23 protein-coding genes are annotated in these 23768 nt (G+C 54.2%); 10 read left to right on the top strand and 13 right to left on the bottom strand.

Annotated features, from left to right (window positions below):
* Positions 1-86 precede the first annotated feature (86 nt).
* Positions 87-1388, bottom strand: a complete 1302-nt coding sequence (dcuA, locus tag OGY07_RS14370) for an anaerobic C4-dicarboxylate transporter DcuA (RefSeq protein ID WP_042289670.1) — start codon at positions 1386-1388, stop codon at positions 87-89.
* Positions 1389-1502: 114 nt separating this feature from the next.
* A complete protein-coding gene (gene aspA, locus OGY07_RS14375; protein ID WP_042289667.1) occupies positions 1503-2939 on the bottom strand; it encodes an aspartate ammonia-lyase in 1437 nt (478 codons plus the stop codon).
* 339 nt (positions 2940-3278) lie between these two features.
* Here aspA and OGY07_RS14380 point away from each other — a divergent pair, with 339 nt between their 5' ends.
* Positions 3279-3755, top strand: a complete 477-nt coding sequence (locus tag OGY07_RS14380; protein WP_042289660.1) for an FxsA family protein — start codon at positions 3279-3281, stop codon at positions 3753-3755.
* Between the two features lie 54 nt (positions 3756-3809).
* Here OGY07_RS14380 and yjeH read toward each other — a convergent pair whose 3' ends face one another.
* Complete coding sequence (yjeH, locus tag OGY07_RS14385; protein ID WP_181822144.1) at positions 3810-5060, bottom strand: L-methionine/branched-chain amino acid transporter; 1251 nt, start codon at positions 5058-5060, stop codon at positions 3810-3812.
* A 272-nt stretch (positions 5061-5332) separates the two neighbouring features.
* Between yjeH and OGY07_RS14390 the strand changes: the two genes are divergently transcribed.
* The 3 genes from OGY07_RS14390 (at position 5333) to OGY07_RS14400 (ending at position 7925) form a co-directional block, all read left to right on the top strand.
* Entirely contained in the window at positions 5333-5626 is a 294-nt protein-coding gene (locus tag OGY07_RS14390; protein ID WP_000027827.1) for a co-chaperone GroES, read from the top strand.
* A 39-nt stretch (positions 5627-5665) separates the two neighbouring features.
* The gene (groL, locus tag OGY07_RS14395; protein ID WP_042289655.1) at positions 5666-7312 is read left to right on the top strand and encodes a chaperonin GroEL; all 1647 of its coding nucleotides are present in this window, start codon (positions 5666-5668) and stop codon (positions 7310-7312) included.
* A 259-nt stretch (positions 7313-7571) separates the two neighbouring features.
* Positions 7572-7925, top strand: coding sequence for a DUF4156 domain-containing protein (locus tag OGY07_RS14400; protein WP_042289653.1), 354 nt, complete (start codon positions 7572-7574; stop codon positions 7923-7925).
* A gap of 80 nt (positions 7926-8005) precedes the next feature.
* On the opposite strand, the gene yjeJ is transcribed toward OGY07_RS14400, so the two are convergent.
* Together yjeJ and epmB are read right to left on the bottom strand one after the other, a co-directional pair.
* A complete protein-coding gene (gene yjeJ / locus OGY07_RS14405; RefSeq protein ID WP_211934904.1) occupies positions 8006-8869 on the bottom strand; it encodes a YjeJ family protein in 864 nt (287 codons plus the stop codon).
* Positions 8870-9030: 161 nt separating this feature from the next.
* Positions 9031-10059, bottom strand: a complete 1029-nt coding sequence (epmB, locus tag OGY07_RS14410) for an EF-P beta-lysylation protein EpmB (RefSeq protein WP_042289648.1) — start codon at positions 10057-10059, stop codon at positions 9031-9033.
* A 41-nt stretch (positions 10060-10100) separates the two neighbouring features.
* On the opposite strand from epmB, the gene efp reads away from it, so the two are divergent.
* From efp to ecnB, 3 genes are all read left to right on the top strand, one after another.
* Positions 10101-10667 (top strand): elongation factor P, encoded by a 567-nt coding sequence (gene efp / locus OGY07_RS14415; protein ID WP_042289645.1) that lies wholly within the window; start codon positions 10101-10103, stop codon positions 10665-10667.
* 83 nt (positions 10668-10750) lie between these two features.
* Positions 10751-10885: an entericidin A/B family lipoprotein gene (locus tag OGY07_RS14420; RefSeq protein ID WP_060570444.1), complete on the top strand. Its 135-nt coding sequence runs from the start codon at positions 10751-10753 to the stop codon at positions 10883-10885.
* 107 nt (positions 10886-10992) lie between these two features.
* Positions 10993-11139, top strand: a complete 147-nt coding sequence (gene ecnB / locus OGY07_RS14425) for a lipoprotein toxin entericidin B (RefSeq protein ID WP_042289642.1) — start codon at positions 10993-10995, stop codon at positions 11137-11139.
* A gap of 33 nt (positions 11140-11172) precedes the next feature.
* On the opposite strand, the gene OGY07_RS14430 is transcribed toward ecnB, so the two are convergent.
* Complete coding sequence (locus OGY07_RS14430; protein ID WP_181822141.1) at positions 11173-11760, bottom strand: LuxR C-terminal-related transcriptional regulator; 588 nt, start codon at positions 11758-11760, stop codon at positions 11173-11175.
* A gap of 255 nt (positions 11761-12015) precedes the next feature.
* On the opposite strand from OGY07_RS14430, the gene sugE reads away from it, so the two are divergent.
* On the top strand, positions 12016-12333 hold the full coding sequence (sugE, locus tag OGY07_RS14435; RefSeq protein ID WP_042289637.1) for a quaternary ammonium compound efflux SMR transporter SugE: 318 nt from the start codon (positions 12016-12018) through the stop codon (positions 12331-12333).
* On the opposite strand, the gene OGY07_RS14440 is transcribed toward sugE, so the two are convergent.
* The 5 genes from OGY07_RS14440 to frdA form a co-directional block, all read right to left on the bottom strand.
* Entirely contained in the window at positions 12330-12863 is a 534-nt protein-coding gene (locus tag OGY07_RS14440) for a lipocalin family protein (RefSeq protein ID WP_042289635.1), read from the bottom strand. The two genes, sugE and OGY07_RS14440, sit on opposite strands and share 4 nt — an antisense overlap.
* A 107-nt stretch (positions 12864-12970) precedes the next feature.
* On the bottom strand, positions 12971-13330 hold the full coding sequence (frdD, locus tag OGY07_RS14445) for a fumarate reductase subunit FrdD (RefSeq protein ID WP_042289633.1): 360 nt from the start codon (positions 13328-13330) through the stop codon (positions 12971-12973).
* 10 nt (positions 13331-13340) lie between these two features.
* Positions 13341-13736 (bottom strand): fumarate reductase subunit FrdC, encoded by a 396-nt coding sequence (frdC, locus tag OGY07_RS14450; RefSeq protein WP_042289631.1) that lies wholly within the window; start codon positions 13734-13736, stop codon positions 13341-13343.
* 10 nt (positions 13737-13746) lie between these two features.
* A complete protein-coding gene (gene frdB, locus OGY07_RS14455) occupies positions 13747-14481 on the bottom strand; it encodes a fumarate reductase iron-sulfur protein (RefSeq protein WP_042289627.1) in 735 nt (244 codons plus the stop codon).
* Positions 14481-16265 carry a fumarate reductase (quinol) flavoprotein subunit gene (gene frdA / locus OGY07_RS14460; RefSeq protein ID WP_042289775.1) on the bottom strand — a complete coding sequence of 595 codons (1785 nt, stop codon included), beginning with the start codon at positions 16263-16265 and terminating at the stop codon, positions 14481-14483. The genes frdB and frdA overlap by 1 nt, the downstream gene beginning before the upstream one ends.
* A 324-nt stretch (positions 16266-16589) precedes the next feature.
* Here frdA and epmA point away from each other — a divergent pair, with 324 nt between their 5' ends.
* Positions 16590-17567: an elongation factor P--(R)-beta-lysine ligase gene (gene epmA, locus OGY07_RS14465; protein ID WP_042289625.1), complete on the top strand. Its 978-nt coding sequence runs from the start codon at positions 16590-16592 to the stop codon at positions 17565-17567.
* Between the two features lie 212 nt (positions 17568-17779).
* Entirely contained in the window at positions 17780-19282 is a 1503-nt protein-coding gene (gene yjeM / locus OGY07_RS14470; protein ID WP_211934900.1) for a glutamate/gamma-aminobutyrate family transporter YjeM, read from the top strand.
* A 54-nt stretch (positions 19283-19336) separates the two neighbouring features.
* On the opposite strand, the gene mscM is transcribed toward yjeM, so the two are convergent.
* Positions 19337-22663, bottom strand: a complete 3327-nt coding sequence (gene mscM / locus OGY07_RS14475; protein ID WP_199956983.1) for a miniconductance mechanosensitive channel MscM — start codon at positions 22661-22663, stop codon at positions 19337-19339.
* 67 nt (positions 22664-22730) lie between these two features.
* Entirely contained in the window at positions 22731-23702 is a 972-nt protein-coding gene (gene asd, locus OGY07_RS14480) for an archaetidylserine decarboxylase (protein ID WP_286601358.1), read from the bottom strand.
* Positions 23703-23768 lie beyond the last annotated feature (66 nt).

A 23768-nucleotide genomic window follows, 5' to 3' on the forward strand; every position in this document is an offset into this window, starting at 1 on the left:
AAGGGGTCACTATACAATGGACGGCGGAAGGATGTTAGACAAAGGGAGGGGAAAAACGGGGCGTGAATACGCCCCGTGGGTCATACTTACAGCATGAAGCTGCCCAGCAGGAAGCCGAAGCAGACCGCCAGAACCACACCCAGCGTACCAGGGATGAAGAACGGGTGGTTGAAGACAAACTTACCGATACGCGTGGTGCCGGTGTCGTCCATTTGTACCGCCGCGACCAGCGTCGGATAGGTCGGCAGAATGAACAGACCAGAAACCGCGGCAAACGATGCGACCGCCGTCAGCGGAGAAACGTTCAGCGCCAGCGCCATCGGCATCAGTGCTTTTGCGGTTGCCGCCTGAGAGTAAAGCAGCGCAGAAGCAAAGAAGAAGATCACCGCCAGCAGCCACGGATGGCCCTGAATCACTTCACCCGCAGTATCTTTGATCCAGTCGATGTTGTGAGACACGAAAGTGTCACCCAGCCATGCCACGCCCAGGATACAAATACAGGCGCTCATACCGGCTTTGAAAGTACTGGAGTTGAGGATAGCGTCAGTTTCCACTTTGCACAGAATGGTGGTCAGCGTCGCGACGCTCAGCATGATGATCAGGATAGCATTAGTGGTGTTCATCAGCGGCTTCTCAACCAGACCGAGGCTTGGGCTGTTGATAATCGCGTAAACCACCACGCACACCACGCCCAGCAGGAACAGCCAGACGGAGCTTTTCGCCATTGGTTTGATGTCAATCTGCTTCTCACCGCGCAGTTCAATCAGACCTTCTTCCAGACGTTTACGGTATACCGGATCGTCAGAGAGTTTTGAGTTGAACAGCATGGTGACCAGGAAGGACATCACCAGAACCGCCAGCAGCGTGGACGGAATGACCACGGACAGCAGGTGGATGTAGCTAATGCCATGACCTTCCATCACAGAAGACATATACACCACCGCTGCTGAGATGGGCGATGCGGTAATCGCAATCTGTGCGGAAACCACTGCGGTGGACAGAGGACGACAAGGCTTGATGCCTTGTTCCTTAGCCACTTCAGCGATAACCGGCAGCGTTGCCAGAGAGATGTTCCCGGTGCCTGCGAAAATAGTCAAAAAGTAAGTGACGATCGGTGCGAGGATCGTGATGTATTTTGGATTACGGCGCAGCAGCTTTTCCGTCTGGTTAACCAGATAGTCAAGACCGCCCGCGACCTGCATTGCGGAGATGGCAGCGATAACCGCCATGATGATGGAAATGACATCGAACGGGATATTACCGGGTTTCACGCCGATAGCGGCAAGAACCAGAACACCCAGCCCACCTGCAAATCCAATACCGATGCCCCCTAGTCTGGCGCCCAAAAAGATTGCCAGCAAAACAATGATAAGTTCGACAACTATCATATTAGCCTTCCTTGTTGTTTAACAAGTTGATATTAAATTGTTGTTATTTGGTAACTTCTTATATGAAAAAGGGCACGTCATCTGACGTGCCCTCTTTGGTACTACCCTGTATGATTACTGTTCGCTTTCATCAGTATAGCGTTTTGCTTTGTAAGCAGGGTGCATCAGGTTTTGTGCGGAGAAAATATCGTCTAGCTCTGCTTCAGTCAACAGACCACGCTCCAGCACCACTTCACGGACGCTCTTACCGGTTTCGGCGCAAATCTTACCAACGATGTCGCCGTTGTGGTGGCCGATGAACGGGTTGAGGTAGGTGACGATACCGATAGAGTTGAAGACGTACCCTTCGCACACGTCTTTGTTAGCGGTGATACCGTTAACGCATTTTTCCAGCAGGTTATAGCAAGCGTTGCTCAGAATGTGGATAGATTCGAACATCGCCTGACCAATAACGGGCTCCATCACGTTCAGCTGCAACTGACCCGCTTCAGACGCCATGGTAACAGTGGTGTCGTTACCAATAACTTTGAAGCACACCTGGTTTACGACTTCTGGCACAACCGGGTTCACTTTGGCTGGCATGATGGAAGAGCCCGCTTGCAGTTCCGGCAGGTTGATCTCGTTCAGGCCGGCACGTGGGCCAGAGGAGAGCAGACGCAGGTCGTTACAGATTTTGGACATCTTCACGGCAAGGCGTTTCAGCGCGCTGTGCACCATGACATAAGCGCCGCAGTCAGAGGTCGCTTCGATCAGGTCTTCAGCCGGAACGCAGGCGAAACCTGTTACTTCCGCCAGTTTCTGGACAGCCAGCGGGGAGTATTCTTTCGGGGTATTCAGACCGGTACCGATAGCCGTTGCGCCAAGGTTAACTTCCAGCAGCAGCTCGGCGGTACGCTCGATGTTTTTCACTTCTTCTTTCAGCAGGACGCTGAACGCGCGGAATTCCTGACCCAGCGTCATTGGCACCGCATCCTGCAACTGGGTACGACCCATTTTCAGGATGTCCTGGAATTCGACAGCTTTACGTTCAAAGCCTTCACGCAGCTGGTTAATGGCGTCGATCAGTTTAACGATAGAGGCGTAAACCGCGATGCGGAAACCGGTTGGGTAGGCGTCGTTAGTAGACTGACATTTGTTCACGTGGTCGTTCGGGTTCAGGTACTGATATTCACCTTTCTGGTGACCCATCAGCTCCAGCCCGATATTGGCCAGCACTTCGTTGGTGTTCATGTTAACGGAAGTGCCCGCACCGCCCTGGTAGACATCTACCGGGAACTGGTCCATGCATTTGCCGTTATTCAGGACTTCATCACATGCGGCGATGATTGCATTCGCCACACTCTTAGGAATGGTTTGCAGCTCTTTGTTCGCCAGAGCCGCGGCCTTCTTCACCATTACCATTCCGCGCACAAACTCAGGGATATCGCTGATTTTGCTGTTGCTAATGTAGAAGTTTTCAATCGCTCTCAGAGTGTGAACACCATAGTAGGCTTCAGCTGGAACTTCCCTGGTACCCAACAGATCTTCTTCGATACGAATGTTGTTTAACATGTGAACCTTCTTTTTTAAAGCTGCCAATGAATGCACTAAACACACAGAACATATGTGGTTTCGATTGTTTCTTGACCGACGATTATCCCCTCCGTCAGTCTGGTATACGAGATCATATGCTGCTGCAGGAATTGTGCCGTAATCTGGATCACTTTAAGTGGTACTAATTACCCCTTAATTATTATTTTGTGAAATATGTCACCGCTTCAGGATTAACTCCAAAAATAAGTGTACAAACAGCTTGAAATTTTGCGAACTACCCCAACAACTGACTAATGCGAATCGCAACCAATTTCAGGCCGACGTGGGTGAAACGGCGGTCTGCCACAGGAGAACCCCTTGCGCTGGATACCGTTACTTGCTGTCTTTCTCTATGTTTATATTGAGATTTCTATCTTTATTCAGGTCGCCCATGTTTTGGGCGTGCTGATGACCCTGATCCTCGTCATCTTCACGTCGGTGATTGGGATGTCGCTGGTGCGTAACCAGGGATTTAAGAATTTTATGCTGATGCAGCAGAAAATGGCGGCGGGTGAGAGCCCGGCGGCGGAGATGATCAAGAGCGTGTCGCTGATCATTGCCGGTCTGCTGCTGTTGTTGCCTGGCTTTTTTACCGACTTCCTCGGCCTGCTTCTTTTATTACCCCCTGTGCAAAAGCATCTGACGATGAAGCTGCTGCCGCATTTGCGTTTTTCCCGAATGCCGGGCGGTGGATTTAGCGCCGGAACGGGCGGCGGCGAGACGTTTGACGGCGAGTTTCAGCGTAAAGATGAAGAGCGTGACCGTATCGAACATAAAGACGATCGCCGCGATTGATTGCTTTGTGACTGCGCAGGCCCGGAACGCTGCGCGTCGGCCGGGCCACTCGAACTACAACCGACTTTCCACTTTTTTCCGTTTCGGCAAAAACAGCCATAGTCCGGCCAGCATCACCAGCGCGTACAGGCTTTTCCAGCCCACCATCGCCAGCAACAGCAAACACAATGCCCCGCCAACCACCGCCAGCGCGCGGTAGCGACCTTTCAGCAGACGGCATCCGGCCAGCATGCACAGCAGATAAATCATGATAAAGATGCCGTTGGCGTAGACGATCAGCGCATCAAGATTGATCTCCAGCGCGTAAATACACAGTGTGCTGACTACACAACAACCCAACACGGCATTCAATGCATTACGCGGAATATGGCGTGGCGAGAGGCGGGCCAGATAATGATCGGGTTTATATTGCGCCTGGGACCACACCAGGCGGGCAAAGCTCTGGATATAAATATTGAGGCTGGCAAAGCAGGCCAGATATCCAATGACGCAAGCCACCCACAGCGCCTGCACGCCAAACAGCCGCACCACGATGTCAGGCAGCGATGCTGCGGCCGCCATCGTCTCGCCATAGGCGCCAAAATGCAGTACCACAACGGTGCAGCCCCAGTAGACGGAGCCCGCCAGCAGCAGGCCAATCATCAGCGCGCGGGGGAAATCGCGTTCCGGTTTTTTAAATTCAGAGGCGAGATGAGCGAACGCTTCCAGACCCACAAAACACCAGAACATCACCGACAGCGCGGAAAACAATCCTGACATCTCTATTTCGCCAGGGGCAGGGAAGGGGATTTCCGCCGGTTTCAGGTCGCCTGCCCACCAGATAGCGACAATCAGCGCGACGATAAGCCCGGCAATTACCGATTGCAGATTGGCGCTGGAGCTGGCGCCGCGCGAACCGATGTACCACACCAGCGCCAGCGTGCCCAGTTCCGCGAGCAAAAGCTGCCAGCCGTGCCAGCCAAACATCGCCTGGCCAAATCCGGCGGCGATATGCAGGGCGGCGGGGAGCCCCACGGGGATCACGGATAAAAACAGCCAACCGGTGACGCGTTCCAGATGTGGACCAAACGCCATGCCGACGAAATGAGCGACGCCGCCCGCGCTGGGGTAGTGACGGCCCAACAGTGCAAAGACAATCGCGATGGGAAACACTAAAACGATCAAAATTGGCCAGGCCCACAGGCTATTGTTGCCTGCAACCAGCGCCGCCAGCGCCGGAACGGCGAAGACGCCGGTGCCTAATAACGATGTCGACAACAGGCCGATGCCCTGAGCCAGTCCCAGCTCTTGTTTCAGTCCACTCATGAGAAGTTATCCGGTTGCGCCTGGTGTCAGGCAACTGCGCAGATTTTCGATGGTATCACAATCGGATTTGCTTATGACGCAGGCGATTAAATAGACGAGAAATGTGAGGTAAGCCGTGTTTTTACAGGATTTTTCGCTGAAGATAATTTTTTTTTGCGTTACCCCTTGAAGGGGTAAAACCCCATCCCCATCTCTCTGGTCACTAGCCGGGGAACCTTTACGGGCCGGCGTCACCCATAACTGATAAAGACCTTCTCAAAGGAGAGCTATCAATGAGTATTCGTCCGTTACATGATCGTGTGATCGTCAAGCGTAAAGAAGTTGAATCCAAATCAGCTGGCGGCATCGTACTTACCGGTTCTGCAGCGGGTAAATCAACACGTGGCGAGATCATCGCTGTCGGTAAGGGCCGCATCCTGGATAACGGTACCGTTCAACCGCTGGACGTGAAAGTCGGCGACATCGTGATTTTCAACGATGGTTACGGTGTGAAGTCTGAGAAGATCGACAATGAAGAAGTGTTGATCATGTCTGAAAGCGACATTCTGGCAATTGTTGAAGCGTAATTAACGCACGAAACTGTACGAATTTGAGGAAATAAGAACATGGCAGCTAAAGACGTAAAATTCGGTAACGACGCTCGTGTGAAAATGCTGCGCGGCGTAAACGTACTGGCAGACGCAGTGAAAGTGACCCTCGGACCGAAAGGCCGCAACGTTGTCCTGGACAAATCCTTCGGTGCCCCGACCATCACTAAAGATGGCGTATCCGTAGCACGTGAAATCGAACTGGAAGACAAGTTCGAAAACATGGGCGCGCAGATGGTAAAAGAAGTGGCCTCTAAAGCGAACGACGCTGCGGGCGACGGTACGACCACTGCAACCGTACTGGCTCAGTCCATCATTACTGAAGGTCTGAAAGCCGTTGCTGCGGGCATGAACCCGATGGATCTGAAACGTGGTATCGACAAAGCTGTCGCTGCGGCGGTTGAAGAACTGAAAGCGCTGTCCGTACCGTGCTCTGACTCCAAAGCGATTGCTCAGGTAGGGACCATCTCCGCGAACTCCGACGAAACCGTGGGTAAACTGATCGCGGAAGCGATGGACAAAGTCGGCAAAGAAGGCGTGATCACCGTTGAAGACGGTACCGGTCTGCAGGACGAACTGGATGTGGTTGAAGGTATGCAGTTCGACCGCGGCTACCTGTCTCCATACTTCATCAACAAGCCGGAAACTGGCGCAGTAGAACTGGAAAGCCCGTTCATCCTGCTGGCTGACAAGAAAATCTCCAACATCCGTGAAATGCTGCCGGTTCTGGAAGCCGTTGCGAAAGCAGGCAAACCGCTGCTGATCATTGCGGAAGATGTGGAAGGCGAAGCGCTGGCGACCCTGGTGGTTAACACCATGCGCGGCATCGTGAAAGTGGCTGCGGTTAAAGCGCCTGGCTTCGGCGACCGTCGTAAAGCGATGCTGCAGGATATCGCAACCCTGACCGGCGGTACCGTTATCTCTGAAGAGATCGGTATGGAACTGGAAAAAGCCACCCTGGAAGACCTGGGCCAGGCAAAACGCGTTGTGATCAATAAAGACACCACCACCATCATCGATGGCGTGGGTGAAGAAGCGGCAATTCAGGGTCGTGTGACGCAGATTCGTCAGCAGATCGAAGAAGCCACTTCTGACTACGATCGTGAAAAACTGCAGGAGCGCGTAGCGAAACTGGCAGGCGGCGTGGCAGTGATCAAAGTTGGCGCGGCGACCGAAGTTGAAATGAAAGAGAAAAAAGCGCGCGTTGAAGATGCCCTGCACGCGACCCGTGCTGCGGTAGAAGAAGGCGTGGTTGCCGGTGGTGGTGTTGCGCTGATTCGCGTGGCAAGCAAAATCGCCGAGCTGAAAGGTCAGAACGAAGATCAGAACGTCGGTATTAAAGTTGCGCTGCGCGCAATGGAAGCGCCTCTGCGTCAGATCGTGCTGAACTGCGGCGAAGAACCGTCTGTTGTGGCTAACACCGTGAAGAGCGGCGACGGCAACTACGGTTACAACGCGGCAACTGAAGAATACGGCAACATGATCGACATGGGTATCCTGGATCCGACCAAAGTAACCCGTTCTGCACTGCAGTACGCGGCTTCTGTGGCTGGCCTGATGATCACCACCGAGTGCATGGTGACTGACCTGCCGAAAAGCGATGCGCCTGACTTAGGTGCTGCTGGCGGCATGGGCGGCATGGGTGGTATGGGCGGCATGATGTAATTTAATCCTCATACTTCCCGCCGCAGGTACGTTGGTAGCGTTTCTCTGCCCAGGAGCTTACTGATGTAAGCTTCTGGGGATAAAAGAACTTGCCGCCTGCCTGCGACGTGAAATATCGATTAAATACACATAACGAACATATTGCGAAAAATGAGAAACCCCCGGGCAGAAATGTCCGGGGGTTTTTCTTTTAGTCATCTTTTTAGTATAAGATTCAACTACGGACAACGAGTCCAGCTCATTGATTATGGGGAATAACATGCACGTGAAATATTTAGCAGGGATCGTCGGTGCCGCGCTACTGATGGCGGGTTGTAGCTCCAGCAACGAACTGAGCGCTGCCGGTCAAAGCGTTCGCTTCATGGAAGAAAAGCCAGGCGCGGAGTGCCAACTGATTGGTACGGCAACCGGTAAGCAAAGCAACTGGCTTTCTGGTCAGCATGGCGAGGAAGGCGGTTCTATGCGCGGCGCGGCAAACGATCTGCGTAACCAGGCTGCGGCAATGGGCGGCAATGTGCTTTACGGCGTAAGCAGCCCATCACAGGGGATGTTATCCAGTTTTGTCCCGACCGCCAGTGAAATGACGGGACAAGTTTATAAGTGCCCTAATTAATCGCACTCTCCTTGCCGGATGGCGACGTGACGCGACTTATCCGGCCTACGGCTCCTGTAGGCCTGATAAACGCAGCGCCATCAGGCATTCCGCGGGGCCTTAACCGCCTGCACGCGTAAGTGGTGCAACGCGCGCAGGCACTGTTCCTGAGTGAGCTTCTGCGTTTTCCCTGCGGCCAGCGTTCTGGCGAATACCTGACACGGCTTTCCTGCCAGCTTTTTCAGTCTCGGACTAAATTCGAGCAGCCGACGTGAAATCGACTCCACCTCTTTATTACCGGAAGGCGAGCGGGTTTTTACCACAACGCCGCTGTGCTGCTCTTTTCCGGTTTCATCGGTATAACGGTAAAGCACCGCGACATAGTGGCTGAAAAGCGCGTGTTTCCAGTCCGGTTGCGCGTAGGCGTCATATTCCAGATTATCATTGCTCTTGCAGTCGGCGTCATATAACGGCAGGAAGTCGAGAAGAGAAGAAATCCGCAGCGCCAGTTCACGCATACCGGCATTACTCAACGCCCGAACTATCGCCTGGACCAGCATTTCAATCTGCAGCTCGTTAATTATCAATTCACAGCGACTGCCGTCGTGAAGTTGGCAGACGAACAGTAAGTCCTCGCTATTTGCCTCGGATAAGGTGACAGAAACAATGCGCCGGTTGACATCGGCGTGTTTAAGTTCGTCTTCCACCATGGACGGGGTGTTATCCAACAGCTTTTTACTGACCTTATCGCGCGCTTTCTCATAGTACTGCCGCTGTTCCGCATTTAATTGCTGCTTTTCATGGAGGCGGCTTTCCAGCGCGATCAGCAGATCCCTTAACTCCAGCGCAGTCAAAAAGAACAGTGATTCTTTATTTCTTGGCTCTTTTATTTTCAGCGCCAGCGCCATAAATTCATTCGATTTGCGAATAACACCTGTATTAATGCCTTTGATACTCATAGCCATCAAGGTTCTCCCTAACCAATTATTAATTAAATCATTAGTTACGAGCTATATATATGTTTTTTAAATATATAATGCGACAGTTATCGTTAAAGTAACATAATGTAGAGCGGGAAAGCGGGTAATTTAAATGGAGGTGTCCGGAACCGGACACCTTTTGTGGCTTATTGCTGACGTAGCTGTAAGTCGAGCGGTGTTTTACTGGGCTCGCCGCCAATTTCCCGCGCCAGTTTAGGCACCAGATAACCCGACACCAGCGTTAACAGTTCGCGCATAATCTGGCGCGCTTCGTCATCGGTGACCATGAAATGCGCTGCGCCCTGCACTTTATCCAGTACGTGCAGGTAATAGGGCATCACGCCCGCGTCGAACAGGGCGTTGCTGAGAGCGGCAAGCGTCCGGGCGTTGTCATTTACGCCGCGCAGCAGGACGCTCTGGTTAAGCAGCGTGACGCCAGCCGTGCGCAATTTCGCCATAGCGTCCCGAAAACTGGCGTCGATTTCATTGGCGTGGTTGATATGGTTCACCAGCAGGATCTGGAGAGAAGAGTGCGCGAAGCGGGCCACCAATCCCTCCGTGATGCGCGCTGGAATAACAATCGGCAAGCGACTGTGTATGCGCAGACGCTTTACGTGTCGGATGGCCTCCAGTTGGGTGAGCAGCCAGTCCAGCTCGTGGTCTTTTGCCATCAGCGGATCGCCGCCGGAAAAAATGATCTCATCCAGCTCCGGATGGGCGCTGATATAGTCCAGCGCGGCCTGCCAGTTGCGTTTATTGCCCTGATTTTCCGCATAAGGAAAGTGACGGCGGAAGCAATAACGACAATTTACCGCGCAGCCGCCTTTCACTAAAAGCAGCGCCCGGTTGTGGTATTTATGCAGCAGTCCGGGCACCACGCTGTGCTGCTCATCGAGCGGATCGGTGGAAAAACCGGGCGCGGCGATAAACTCCTCTTGCGAAGTAAGTACCTGACGTAAAAGCGGATCGTCAGGGTTACCTTTCTCCATGCGCGCGATAAACGCCCGCGGCACGCGCAGGGCGAACAGACGTCTGGCGTCACGCCCGGCTAACAGGTTTTCGTCTGCCTCTATGTTTAAAAGACGCAGGAGCTCATCGGGATCGGTCACAACATCGGCAAGTTGCGATAACCAATCTTCTCTGGATGGGGTATTTAGGGTTACAATATGCGCCATTTTGTGGCTTAGCTACCAGTTAACAATTTTCAGAGGGCCTTATGGCAACGTACTATAGCAACGATTTTCGCGCTGGTCTTAAAATCATGTTGGACGGCGAACCTTATGCGGTTGAAGCCAGCGAATTCGTTAAACCAGGTAAAGGTCAGGCTTTTGCTCGCGTTAAGCTGCGCCGCCTGCTGACCGGTACTCGCGTAGAGAAAACCTTCAAATCTACTGACTCCGCAGAAGGCGCTGACGTAGTCGATATGAACCTGACTTACCTGTACACCGACGGTGAGTTCTGGCACTTCATGAACAACGAAACCTTTGAGCAACTGTCTGCTGATGCGAAAGCGATCGGCGACAACGCGAAATGGCTGCTGGACCAGGCTGAGTGCATCGTAACCCTGTGGAACGGCCAGCCGATCTCCGTCACGCCGCCGAACTTCGTTGAGCTGGAAATCGTTGATACCGACCCGGGTCTGAAAGGCGATACCGCAGGGACTGGCGGCAAGCCGGCAACGCTGTCCACTGGCGCAGTGGTTAAAGTTCCGCTGTTCGTTCAGATTGGCGAAGTGATCAAAGTGGATACGCGTTCAGGCGAATACGTTTCCCGCGTTAAATAATCCATCTCATCCTGACGGATGGTGTGGATCAGCATAAATTTGGTGCAGCCCTTTCGCTGCACCACTGTTTTTCCAGGGCAGGAATGATGAAACGTCTTCTCGGTCTTGTAACACTGATTCTTCTCACCACATCGTTGCTGGCGGGCTGCAATACCGCACGGGGCTTTGGTGAGGACATGAAACATCTCGGCAACTCCATTTCGAACGCCGCCAGCTAATTTTTTCTCGTCTTCCTAAAAATTGTCTCTGTTCCGTCATTTTTCCGGATCTTGTCTATGATTAAGTAGCAATACTCAAATAACATTGGCTAGAAAAGGAAGACGTTATGGTTAAGAAAACAATTGCAGCGATCTTTTCAGTGTTAGTGCTTTCCTCCGTGTTGACTGCCTGTAATACCACGCGAGGCGTTGGTCAGGATATTTCTGACGGCGGCGATGCTATTTCCGGCGCGGCGACAAGAGCTCAGCAGTAACAGCATAAACGGTACGGCAACCCTGTCGTGCCGTTAACTTTTCATTTCGGAAAGCGCCAGAAAAGGTGAAAAGCGATTGTCCATGTGTAGCTTCATACGGATATTGCGCTTATAGGTATAGACCGTCTTTGCGTGAATGCTGAGCGCACAGGCGATGGCGTTATTACTTGCCCCTTCCATCCACATCGTCAGTACCTTTTCTTCCTGCGGCGTCAGCAAGGGCGAAGCATTGCCAGGCGCTTCTGCGACGGAACCGCTGAGCAACGCATTGTGAATATTTTCCGCCAGTTCCGGCAGAGCAACCTGCTTCGACAACGCGGCATAAACCGGGTAGCGCTGGGTTTCCGCCAGACCGCCAGACTCCAGCAAAATGAGTGGGCTGCTACCGCAGGCGAGAACAAACGGCGCAATGTACTGAACAGAACGCGCATCATTCAGAAAGCCATAAAGATCGGCGATCACCAGGTGCGGTTTCCACTGCTGGATATGCTCCTTCACCAACAGCAGGTTGTTAAGCCCGGAGACCAGAAATGAATGATTAAAGAGTTCAGAACGATTAAGCCACGCCTCGATCCCGGAACGGGTAAAGTGGCAACGGTCAATCACGAGTATTTTCAACATAACGTTTTCGCATTCAGAAGTAAGGCTAGTGGCTTCCTGACTTCAGAAAGCGTCCCATCATAGAGAAGTCCGATCAGTGCTGAATGCGTAAAATGCGCTTCGAAATGCGCCTAATTCGACGCTTTAGCGGGCAAAAGAGAAAAAAGTTGAAATTTATCCCCGCTCAGGCAGAATTATTTTTCTACTCATCGCGTTGCAGGACGACCTGCAAACGCGTCTTTCATCGGGGACGGCCCCATTTCTACGGAGCCTGATATGTCCTGGATAATCTTGTTAATAGCGGGTCTGCTTGAAGTGGTTTGGGCGGTTGGCCTGAAATACACTCACGGATTTAGTCGCCTGACGCCGAGCGTCATCACCATCGCCGCGATGATTGTCAGTATGGCGCTTCTCGCCTGGGCGATGAAAACGCTGCCCGTCGGTACCGCCTATGCCGTGTGGACCGGAATCGGCGCCGTCGGGGCCGCCATTACCGGTATTGTGCTGCTGGGAGAGTCAGCCAACCCGATGCGTCTCGCCAGCCTGGCGCTGATAGTCGTTGGGATTATTGGCCTGAAGCTGAGCACCCATTAAGCGCCGGGTTGCTTCACCCAAATTAATTTACTGACATCAAAACCTTGCCGGGTCGCGACGGCCAGCATCTGCTGCTTCATTTCATCGGAAATGGTCGGGGTGCGTGAGAGTATCCACAGGTAGTCGCGATCCGGACCGCAAACCAGCGCGTGGCGATACTCTCTGTCGAGCGCGATAACGTTATACCCGCCGTAGAACGGTCCGAAGAAAGAGACTTTCAGCGCCGCACGGCTGGGATCGCCAGTAAAATAGGCTTTTCCTTCCGTCTGCTGCCATCGGCCTCTGTCCGGGTTATAGCCTTTATTGACGACATTAAGACCGCCGTCGTCGCGCTGACTGTAGGTTGCCGTCACTTTTTCCAGCCCACGTTCAAAGCGGTGATCGAAACGAGCTATCTCATACCAACTGCCGAGGTAACGTTTCGCGTCGAAGTTTGTGACCACCGTGACGCCGCGTGGTGGTGTTGGATTACTGCAGGAGACGACCAGGAAAGCCGCGGTGACAGCGGCAACGACGGGGAGCAGGCGCATAGGTCTTCCTTAAGCGGTTTTTACTTAAGTGTAGAACCTGGCGGGAAAATAGCGGCAGAAGGGAGAAAAAATTGCCCTCTTATCAGGCTGACAAGAGGGCAGAGGATTTAGATGCTGACAATCCCGATAGCGGTGACAACCGTCAGAATAGCCGCCAGACCGTAGAAGACCCACTTGCCAGCCGGCACGTGGATTTTCAGATCATGCATTGCATGGTGCATGCGGTGTAAACCACACCACAGCGGCAGGACGATCATCAGGAACAGAAACGCACGACCAATGAAGCTCTGGGCAAACGCCAGTACGCGCTCAAAGCTCAGGGCATCGCCCGGGAACAGACCCAGCGGCAGCAAAATACCCACCAGCAGAACCATTACCGGCGCGATGATCGCGCTCCACATACCGCCTGCGCCAAACAGACCCCAGAATACCGGTTCGTCAGAACGTTTTGGGTTTGGATTAATCATCCCGGACTCCTTACCAGAACAGGGCAACAAACAGTATGACTACGGTCACGACCGCAGTAACCACCCAGAGACCTTTAATGATCGGCTCTGGCCCCATTTTTTCATCTTTTACGATAATGTTGGCGGCTTTCGGCGCCAGCTCAAACCAGGTTTTGGTGTGCAGCAGCGCTGCCGCCAGGGCGATCAGGTTGAGGATCACCACCACCGGGTTTTGCAGGAAGCCTACGAAGCCTGCCCAGGATTCCACGCCATGCTTGAGCGCGAACAGACCGAAAATCAGCTCAATACTGAACCACACTGCCGGAACGGCGGTGCCTTCGCGCAGCATGTAAAAGCGATAAAACGGCAGTTTTTTCCACCAGGTGGACGTCATCGGCCGCACATAGGGTTTGCGTTTAGTCGTCATGTTGCACTCCTTAGCGTGGTTTCAGGGTGGCGATAAGAAAGTCTTTCGAGCTTTCCACTTTACCCTGCTGAATGGCCGCAGCCGGATCGACGTGTTTCGGGCAGACTTCAGAGCAATAGCCCACAAAAGTACAGCTCCATACGCCATTCTGACTGTTCAACTGCGCCATACGCTCCTTCTTACCGTGGTCGCGGCTGTCTTCGTTGTAACGATGCGCCAGCGTAATCGCCGCCGGACCGATGAACTCAGGGTTCAGGCCGAACTGCGGGCAGGCGGCATAGCACAGACCACAGTTGATGCAACCAGAGAACTGGTGATACTTCGCCATCTGTGCCGGGGTCTGGACGTTCGGTCCTTGATCCGTGGTGCGCGGATTGCCGATGATGTACGGCTTGATCGCCTCCAGACTTTCAATAAAGTGCGTCATGTCGACGACCAGATCGCGTTCGATCGGGAAGTTGCCCAGCGCTTCCACCTTGATGCCGTTGGTGTAATCACGCAGGAAGGTTTTGCACGCCAGTTTCGGTACGTTGTTCACCATCATGCCGCAGGAACCGCAGATCGCCATACGGCAGGACCAGCGGTAGCTCAGGTCCGGCGCCAGGTTATCTTTGATATAGCCCAGCGCATCCAGCAGTGAGGTGGTTTCATCATAGGGCACTTCGTAGAAAGCACTGTGCGGCGCGGTGTCGGTTTCAGGGTTGTAGCGCACCACCTCAACTTTCAGGTTTTTCATCTCAGCCATTACGCCTTCTCCTTCTTATCGGCTGCTTCCGCTTCCGCACCGTAAACGCGTTTCGCAGGCGGCAGCGTGGTGATTTTCACGTCGCTATAATCAAGGCGAGTCGTGCCATCAGCATCGCGGAAGGCGAGAGTATGTTTGAGGAAGTTGACGTCGTCACGCTCGGTGCAGCCTTCATCCAGACGCTGGTGCGCGCCGCGTGATTCCTTACGTGCCAGCGCGGAGTGCGCCATACATTCTGCCACGTTCAGACCGTGACCCAGTTCGATCGTGTAAAGCAGGTCGGTGTTGAACACGCTGGAGTTGTCGGTAATGCGCACGCGTTTGAAGCGTTCCTGCAACTCGGCCAGCTTGTCCACGGTTTTCTGCATCAGTTCCGGCGTACGGTAGATGCCGCAACCTTCTTCCATAGACAGACCCATTTCGTCGCGGATCTTCGCCCAGTTTTCATTGCCTTCCTGGTTAACCAGGTCTTTCAGGCGTTTTTCAACGTCCGCAACCTGTGCGTTCAGCGCGGCGTCATTAGCGGTGTCTGCGGTCGACGCGCGCTCCATCGCCTGCTCGCCCGCCAGACGACCAAAGACCACCAGCTCAGCCAGCGAGTTAGAGCCCAGGCGGTTAGCGCCGTGCAGACCAACGGAAGAACATTCGCCGACGGCAAACAGACCTTTAATGCGGGTTTCGCAGTTCTGATCGGTTTCGATACCGCCCATGGTGTAGTGCGCGGTTGGACGAACCGGAATCGGCTCTTTCACTGGATCGACGCCCACGTAGGCTTTCGCCAGTTCGCAGATAAACGGCAGACGTTCGAGCAGTTTCTTCTCGCCCAGATGACGCAGGTCGAGGTGAACCACATCGCCGCGCGGGGTTGAAATGGTGTTGCCTTTACGCCATTCGTGCCAGAAGGCCTGAGAAACTTTGTCGCGCGGGCCCAGTTCCATGTATTTGTTTTTCGGCTCGCCCAGCGGGGTTTCCGGACCCATACCGTAGTCCTGCAGATAGCGGTAGCCGTTTTTGTTGACCAGGATACCGCCTTCACCACGGCAACCTTCGGTCATCAGAATACCGGAACCTGGCAGACCGGTCGGGTGATACTGAACGAATTCCATATCACGCAGCGGAACGCCGTGGCTCAGCGCCATGCCCATGCCGTCGCCGGTCACGATGCCGCCGTTGGTGTTGTAACGATACACACGGCCTGCGCCGCCGGTCGCCATCACCACCGCGTTTGCGCGGATCTGCACTAATGTGCCTTCCATCATGTTCATCGCGACCAGGCCGCGAGCGTGTCCCTCATCAACCAGGATATCCAGAACAAAATGTTCGTCAAAACGTTGGATTTGTGGGAACTGCAGGGAGGTCTGGAACAGGGTGTGCAGCATATGGAAGCCGGTTTTATCCGCGGCAAACCAGGTACGCTCGATTTTCATCCCGCCAAAGCGACGGACGTTGACGCTACCGTCCGGACGACGGCTCCATGGGCAGCCCCATTGCTCCAGTTGGGTCATTTCGGTCGGACAGTGATGGACAAAGTAGTCCACGACATCCTGTTCACACAGCCAGTCTCCGCCCGCTACGGTATCATGAAAATGATAGTCGAAGCTGTCATGATCCTGGGCGACTGCGGCTGAGCCCCCTTCGGCAGCAACGGTGTGGCTGCGCATGGGGTACACTTTTGAGATCAGTGCGATTTTTGCGTTAGGATTTGCCTGCGCGGCAGCAATTGCAGCACGTAATCCCGCGCCACCGGCGCCTATAATGGCAAGATCGGCTTGAAAGGTTTGCACGACATTCCTCCAGATTGTTGTAATTTCACGACCTCGCATTTTCAGATAAAGACCCTGAATCATACGGGACGTGAATGCGTTTCCACTGCTCCTTTATAGGTACAACAGTATAGTCATTGCGATGTGCACGAAATTTGACGTGTTCGATTTTTTTAGCGCGTCAGAGGGGGGAATTATCATTGAATTTGATTAATTTAATTACTAAACCATCGTTGTACGCTTTTTTAACCCGGTAGCCCCGCTTTATTATTCCTGCGCAAAATTTGTTTCATTGGCGCGTTACGAGTAGACTTCGTGCCCTTGTCTTAAACTGGAGAAAGAACCATGAGCGAAACGGCAACCTGGCAGCCGAGCGCGTCCATACCTAACCTGTTAAAACGCGCGGCAATTATGACGGAAATTCGTCGTTTTTTCGCCGATCGCGGCGTGCTGGAGGTAGAGACGCCCTGCATGAGCCAGGCGACGGTCACAGACATTCATCTGTTCCCGTTCGAGACGCGTTTCGTCGGCCCCGGTCACTCCCAGGGGATGAACCTCTATTTAATGACCAGTCCGGAATACCACATGAAACGTCTGCTGGTGGCAGGTTGTGGTCCGGTCTTCCAGCTTTGTCGTAGCTTCCGTAATGAAGAGATGGGGCGCCATCACAACCCGGAATTCACCATGCTGGAGTGGTACCGTCCCCATTACGACATGTACCGGCTGATGAACGAAGTGGACGATCTGCTGCAACAGGTGCTGGAATGCCCGGCGGCGGAGAGCCTTTCTTATCAGCAGGCATTCCTGCGTCATCTGGAGATCGATCCGCTCTCCGCGGATAAGACGCAACTGCGAGAAGTCGCAGCGAAGCTGGACCTGAGCAATATTGCCGATACCGAAGAGGATCGCGATACGCTGTTGCAACTGTTGTTCACAATGGGCGTCGAGCCGCACATCGGTAAGGAAAAGCCGACGTTTGTGTACCATTTTCCGGCAAGCCAGGCATCGCTGGCGCAAATCAGCACGGAAGATCACCGCGTGGCGGAACGCTTTGAGGTCTACTACAAAGGTATTGAACTGGCGAATGGTTTCCACGAACTGACGGACGCGCGCGAACAGCAGCAGCGTTTTGAACAGGATAACCGTAAGCGTGCCGCCCGTGGCTTACCCCAGCAGCCGATCGACAATAACCTGCTCGACGCGCTCAAAGTTGGGATGCCGGACTGTTCCGGCGTCGCGTTGGGTGTGGATCGCCTGGTGATGCTGGCGCTGGGGGCAGAAAGCCTTGCAGAAGTGATTGCCTTTACCGTCGACCGCGCATAGTGTTCTCGTTTTCCCTACAAAATGGTGTTATGCGCGCCATTTTGTAGCACAAATTTTCAATTTCCCTCTAAAAGCCACATTTAAATGCTGGTAATTTGTTACCATTCAGGTATCAATCCTGTGTTGATTTCACTTGCCGCTCTCCGCAATAGAGAGCGGTACGATTCAGTGAGCGCGGTTTACTCAACGCGCTCAGAGTGAGGGATGGTTTCATGAGCCAGACAATAAAAAAGATGAGCCTGACAGGTCTCATCCTGATGATTTTTACTTCCGTTTTTGGATTTGCAAATAGCCCTTCCGCTTTTTACTTAATGGGTTATAGCGCAATCCCATGGTATATATTTTCTGCATTATTATTCTTTATTCCATTTGCATTAATGATGGCTGAAATGGGTTCCGCTTACCGAAAAGAGGAGGGCGGAATCTATTCCTGGATGAATAACAGCGTTGGACCGCGCTATGCTTTTATTGGCACGTTCATGTGGTTTTCATCTTACGTCATCTGGATGGTGAGTACTGCGGCGAAGGTGTGGGTGCCATTTTCCACCTTTGTGTTCGGCGCGGATATGACCCAACACTGGCGCATCGGCGGGCTTGAACCCACGCAGGTCGTAGGGCTGCTTGCCGTGGCGTGGATGATTATGGTCACCGGCGTGGCCGCGCGGGGGATTAATAAAATTGCTCGCGTTACGGCGGTTGGCGGCATTGCGGTGATGTGCCTGAATGCGGTCCTGCTGCTGGTGAGCATCGCCATTCTGTTATTAAACGGCGGACATTTCGCCGAGGAGATTAATTTCACCGCCTCGCCGAACACGGGCTATCAGTCTGGCCTGGCAATGCTGTCATTTGTGGTGTTCGCGATATTTGCCTATGGCGGTATTGAAGCGGTCGGCGGGCTGGTGGATAAAACCGAAAAACCGGAAAAGAACTTTGCGAAAGGCATCGTATTTGCGGCGATGGTTATTTCCGTCGGCTATTCGCTGGCGATATTTTTATGGGGTGTTAGCGCCAACTGGCAGCAGGTACTCAGTAATAGCGCCGTGAACCTCGGAAATATTACCTATATCCTGATGAAAAGCCTTGGGATGACGCTGGGCAATGCGTTACATCTGTCGCCGGAAGCAGCGATAACCCTGGGCGTCTGGTTTGCGCGCATTACCGGTCTGTCGATGTTCCTCGCCTACACCGGCGCGTTCTTCACGCTGAGTTATTCACCGTTGAAAGCGATCATTCAGGGAACGCCGAAAGCGTTATGGCCTGCGCCAATGACAAGACTCAACGCCGTCGGGATGCCGGCAACGGCGATGTGGATGCAGTGTCTGCTGGTGTGCCTGTTTATTCTGTTGGTCTCGTTTGGCGGCGACACCGCCTCGGCGTTTTATAACAAGCTGACGCTAATGGCGAATGTCTCAATGACCCTGCCGTACCTGTTCCTCGCGCTGGCGTTCCCGTTCTTTAAGGCGCGAACTGAGCTGGAAAGACCGTTTGTGATTTTCAAAACCAGAGCATCGACGCTGGCCGCGACGGGTGTGGTGGTGCTGGTGGTGACGTTTGCCAACGTTTTCACGATCGTCCAGCCAGTGATCGAGGCCGGAGACTGGAACAGCGCGCTGTGGATGACCGGCGGCCCGGTATTCTTTTCACTGCTGGCAATAACGATTTATCAGAACTATAGCCGCCGGATGGCAAATCAGCCGCAGTGGGCGTTGGAATAAACAGAACGGCTGTAGACCTGATGGCGGCTTCGCCTTATCAGGCCTACACCTGCTTTACAAACTTCCTGCCGGGCGGCTACCGCGTCCGGCTGAGGTTAACGTTCTGGCCGTTTTCTTGCCGTTAAGACTTTCCAGACGCATCTGGAACGGTGGGAACGGCAAATCTATACCGTGCTCCTGGAAGCCCGCCAGAATCAACTGGTGGATTTCATGGCGTAGCGGCATTCGGTGTCCCATTTCCGCAGCATAGATGCGCAATTCAAAGATCTGAATCCCCTGTTGCAGGTCAACCAGAAAGACTTCCGGCGGCGGGTTATCAATCACCAGCGAACAACGCTCCGCCGCCGTGTAGAGGATCTGGGTGACCTCTTCGCTGTTAGCGTCAGAGGGCGCCGGAACGGTGAGCACCACGCGGGTTACCGAGTCGGACAGCGACCAGTTGATAAACTGCTCAGTAATAAACGCTTTGTTCGGCACGATAATCTCTTTACGATCCCAGTCGCTGATGGTGGTCGCGCGGGTGTTAATCTTCGTCACGCTGCCGGTCAGATCGCGGATCGTCACCGTATCGCCAATACGAATCGGCTTTTCAAACAGGATAATCAGACCCGAGATAAAGTTTGCGAAGATCTCCTGCAAACCAAAGCCAAGACCCACACCGAGCGCCGCGACCAGCCATTGCAGTTTTGACCATTCGATACCAATCATCGAGAAGCCAACCAACCCGCCGATCAGCATCAGCAGGTATTTGGTTATGGTGGTAATGGCGTAGCCGGTGCCTGGCGTCAGATCGAGATGCTGTAACAGCGCCAGCTCCAGCAGTGCGGGAAGATTACGCACCAGCTGCGTGGTGATGATAAACACCAGAATCGCAATCAGCACCGCGCCCAGCGTGATCGGCTCGAGGCTTTCGACGCCCTGCACCGTGGAGGTGACATCCCAGAGCGAGATATTTTCCAGGAAACCGAACGCGGAATGGATCTCCGACCACAATACAATCACCGACAGCAGGGCGATCAGCATCAGGATAGAACGCACAAGACGTAATGACTGGGTACTGATGGCATCGAGATCGACTTCGCTTTCATCGATGTCAACGGTGCCTTCAAGGCTGGTGGAATGGGCCGGTTCTTCTTCGCCACGGGCACGCTGCGCCAGCATTTCCGCCCGACGGTGCTTCGCGCGGTCAAAGGCCAGCCTCCGCCGCTGGATCAGCATCCAGCGGCGAATGACGTGATAAATCACCAGCAGCAGGAACCAGATAGCGACGGAGGTTTCCAGCCGCGCCAGCAGCGCCTGTGCGGTGGCGAGATAGCCCACCGCCGCCGCCAGAATCGCCAGCAGCGGCGCGCCGATCATCATGTTCCACAGCATACTGTTAACCATATTGTCGCCGTTGCCTTCTTTATCGAGATAAAGCGGGATCCCGGCCTTTTTCAGACTTAACGTCACCAGCGCCAGCGCGCCGCAAATCAATATAAAGCACAGGCGCCCCAACGAGCCGGAAAATTCCCGGTCATTCAGGTTATCAAACATGATCAGCGCCATAATCAGCGGCACAATCAGACCGATACTCATCAGGTAATACCGCATCGCCCGCGTGACGCGCTGGCGTGGCCAGCCAAAGTGGGCGATAAACAGACCATTCGGGCGGGCAAAGGTCGCGCAGATCATCACGACCCACAGCAGCGGCACCGTCGCCGTGACGCCGTCGCCTATCGCGACCGCCAGCGGATACGGCCAGGCTTCGCGCAGACCGTAGCCTAGCGTCATCCACAGCACCGGCAACGGCGAGGCCACCAGGATCGACCAGAACACGGTGCGCAGCGTCAGCCAGAAGTGGTCCTGGGTCACTTTGCCGACTTTGGCGGCGGAACGTTCGAGAAACCGGGTAAAGTGGCGACGAGAATAAATGCTAAAGCCCACCAGAATCAGCGCGCCGAACAGCGGTAACAGCGTTTCCCGGCTGGTTAACATCATCAGGCTGGCTTTGCCCAGTTGGCTGACGGTGTCGAGCGATATCAGACGGCGCAGATCCTGGACAATATCGATTGGCCAGGAGAACGACAGAGGGCGCACGTCGGAGGTCCAGAAAAGATAGCGGTGGGTCGCCTCGTTGACCTCTTTCAGGGCGTCTTCAAGCTGGCTATTGGACACCTTCAGCTTGGTCAGTTCGAGTATCAGCGTGTCGCCGCCCTGGAGCAGCGAATTCAGCAGCTCGCGCTGGGTTCGCAGTTGGGCTTCCAGAATGCGATTTTGTTCGGCGGTAAGCGGCTGTCCGTCTGCCTGATGCAGTTGGCGAAGCTGGGGCTGTTTATTGAGCTGATCTTCGTAGCGCAGACGCTGAACGCGCAGCTGCGCCATTTCGGTATCCAACTGCTGCGGCTTTGGCATCTCCGGCAGCCGCGCCACCTGCGCGCGCAGGGCTTCGCCCAGCAGGTTGGAAGAGCCGAGCCACTGCGACTGTTCCCGTAGCGTCGTCAACGCCTGGCGAACCTGTTGAGTCTGACTGGCGGCCTGACGCTGCTGAGAGGCGACCAGATCCATCCGCTGCGCCTGCTGGTTCAGCGCCGCAGACAGCTCACGGTTCACCTTAAATTGCGCAACGATATCCGGCGGCAGATCCGCGCTGTTTTCCGCCAGCAGTTCGGTGCTCTCCAGCGCGCGTTCTGCTTCACGCTGGCGCTGGCTGTTAAGTTGATTTCGTAATGCCTGCAGATAAGCATCAAGCTGCTGGCTCTGCTTTTGCGCCAGTTCCGCGCGCAACCGCGCCAGCTCCTGACGGTTATTGGCGGAAAGCTGCGCCAGCTCCAGTTCGTCGACCAGCGCCTTCAGCCGCGCTGAGTCGGCCTGCATACTGTAATTTTGCGCCTGGCTGACGGGCGTATTACCCGTTGCCGTGCCAATGCGGCGTTCGATCTCGTTAAGCTGGCGGCGGGCATCGGTTTGCTGCTGCGGAAGCTGGCTCAATGAGTCAGCGATTTCGCGCGCGCGTTCCTGTTCCTGCTGGGCCTGGCGGCTTTTCTCCAGCAACTGGCTGCTGACCTGGAGGATCTCCTGGTTTAGCGCATCGGTGGACAAGCCAGGCGGAACGGTGCGGGGTTCATCGCGCAGGTTGGTGAGTTGTGCCCGCAGCGAGGCGGACATTTTGGGGAAATTATCAATGACTTGTTGATACTGCTGAGCGCGCTCGAGGGAGCCTTTACGCTCCTCAAGCGCATTCAACGCCGCCTGCAGCGCCTCAACGGCTTCCGGTTGGGCGGGTTTTGCCGCTTTCGCCTGCTCCAGTTCCTGGGCAATGTGTTTGGCGTCGGGGGCTGTCGCGGCGTATGCCCCCAGGCTGAGGCACCAGGCCATCAGAAATGTGATTATCAGGCGCACAGCAGCGTTTCCTCTCCACGCCATCATTCAGGTTGCGTCAATGCTCCTGAATGATGGGGTGTCTGTTTCAGGTTTCGTCTTTTTTGTCGTCTACCAGCGGGCTGGCATCATGTTCGGCTTTGATTTCTTCTTCCGGCAGTGGGGCAGGTTCAGCATCCACGGGCGCCACGAACGTCTCGGTTGAGATTGCCAGCGGCTGACCAATTTTAGTCACTGACAGGCTTTCCAGCGATTCAACCAGATTCACTTTACCTGGCGAAAACAGGTTGATGACGGTGGAGCCGAGCTTGAAGCGGCCCATCTCCTGGCCTTTCAGCAATGCCACGGAACCTTCGCTCTCTCCGGCAGGCCAGGTCCAGCGTTTAATCACGCCTTCACGCGGCGGAGTGATCGTTCCGGCCCAGACGGTTTCGATGCTGCCGACGATCGTAGCCCCCACCAGAATTTGCGCCATTGGACCAAATTCGGTGTCGAACAGGCAGATAACACGTTCATTTCGGGCGAACAGATTCGGCACGTTTTGCGCGGTCAGGTGATTTACCGAGAACAGATCGCCCGGCACGTAGATCATCTCGCGCAGGATCCCGTTACAGGGCATGTGCACACGGTGGTAATCGCGCGGCGACAGGTAGGTGGTGACAAACGAACCGTTGCGGAACAGATCCGCCATCAGATAGTTGCCCGCCAGTAAGGCTTCCAGGCTGTAGTTATGGCCTTTGGCCTGCAGGATTTTATCTTCTTCAATCTTGCCTAACTGGCTGATCACCCCGTCTGCTGGCATGACCAGCACGTTCGGGTCAGTATTCAGCGGACGCACCTCGTCCCGCAGCGGACGCACGAAGAAATCATTAAAAGTGCGATAGCTTGCGGTATCCGGCTTCTGCGCCTCTTTCATATCGACCTTGTAGACCTTTACGACCAGATCGATAGCCAGCTTCGTCAGCCATCCCGCTCGTTTGCTCGCGCCCCAGCCCGCCAGGCGAGTGAGCCATAGTTTCGGCAGAATGTATTGTAGCGAAAGTTTAAATGAGTTTAGCAAGGTAGCCTCCAGGCTATTGTTTTACCTGAACCGGCATTCACGCCAGTATCCTGAAAAAAGGGGACG

The organism is Citrobacter sp. Cs237 (assembly GCF_030332325.1).
In the GTDB taxonomy this organism is placed as follows: domain Bacteria; phylum Pseudomonadota; class Gammaproteobacteria; order Enterobacterales; family Enterobacteriaceae; genus Citrobacter_A; species Citrobacter_A sedlakii.

Bases quoted from the DNA above. Each gene is read 5' to 3' on its own strand.
- dcuA (WP_042289670.1), bottom strand. From the start codon at position 1,388: ATGATAGTTGTCGAACTTATCATTGTTTTGCTGGCAATCTTTTTGGGC.
- aspA (WP_042289667.1), bottom strand. From the start codon at position 2,939: ATGTTAAACAACATTCGTATCGAAGAAGATCTGTTGGGTACCAGGGAA.
- yjeH (WP_181822144.1), bottom strand. From the start codon at position 5,060: ATGAGTGGACTGAAACAAGAGCTGGGACTGGCTCAGGGCATCGGCCTG.
- OGY07_RS14390 (WP_000027827.1), top strand. From the start codon at position 5,333: ATGAGTATTCGTCCGTTACATGATCGTGTGATCGTCAAGCGTAAAGAA.
- groL (WP_042289655.1), top strand. From the start codon at position 5,666: ATGGCAGCTAAAGACGTAAAATTCGGTAACGACGCTCGTGTGAAAATG.
- OGY07_RS14400 (WP_042289653.1), top strand. From the start codon at position 7,572: ATGCACGTGAAATATTTAGCAGGGATCGTCGGTGCCGCGCTACTGATG.
- yjeJ (WP_211934904.1), bottom strand. From the start codon at position 8,869: ATGGCTATGAGTATCAAAGGCATTAATACAGGTGTTATTCGCAAATCG.
- epmB (WP_042289648.1), bottom strand. From the start codon at position 10,059: ATGGCGCATATTGTAACCCTAAATACCCCATCCAGAGAAGATTGGTTA.
- efp (WP_042289645.1), top strand. From the start codon at position 10,101: ATGGCAACGTACTATAGCAACGATTTTCGCGCTGGTCTTAAAATCATG.
- OGY07_RS14420 (WP_060570444.1), top strand. From the start codon at position 10,751: ATGATGAAACGTCTTCTCGGTCTTGTAACACTGATTCTTCTCACCACA.
- ecnB (WP_042289642.1), top strand. From the start codon at position 10,993: ATGGTTAAGAAAACAATTGCAGCGATCTTTTCAGTGTTAGTGCTTTCC.
- OGY07_RS14430 (WP_181822141.1), bottom strand. From the start codon at position 11,760: ATGTTGAAAATACTCGTGATTGACCGTTGCCACTTTACCCGTTCCGGG.
- sugE (WP_042289637.1), top strand. From the start codon at position 12,016: ATGTCCTGGATAATCTTGTTAATAGCGGGTCTGCTTGAAGTGGTTTGG.
- OGY07_RS14440 (WP_042289635.1), bottom strand. From the start codon at position 12,863: ATGCGCCTGCTCCCCGTCGTTGCCGCTGTCACCGCGGCTTTCCTGGTC.
- frdD (WP_042289633.1), bottom strand. From the start codon at position 13,330: ATGATTAATCCAAACCCAAAACGTTCTGACGAACCGGTATTCTGGGGT.
- frdC (WP_042289631.1), bottom strand. From the start codon at position 13,736: ATGACGACTAAACGCAAACCCTATGTGCGGCCGATGACGTCCACCTGG.
- frdB (WP_042289627.1), bottom strand. From the start codon at position 14,481: ATGGCTGAGATGAAAAACCTGAAAGTTGAGGTGGTGCGCTACAACCCT.
- epmA (WP_042289625.1), top strand. From the start codon at position 16,590: ATGAGCGAAACGGCAACCTGGCAGCCGAGCGCGTCCATACCTAACCTG.
- yjeM (WP_211934900.1), top strand. From the start codon at position 17,780: ATGAGCCAGACAATAAAAAAGATGAGCCTGACAGGTCTCATCCTGATG.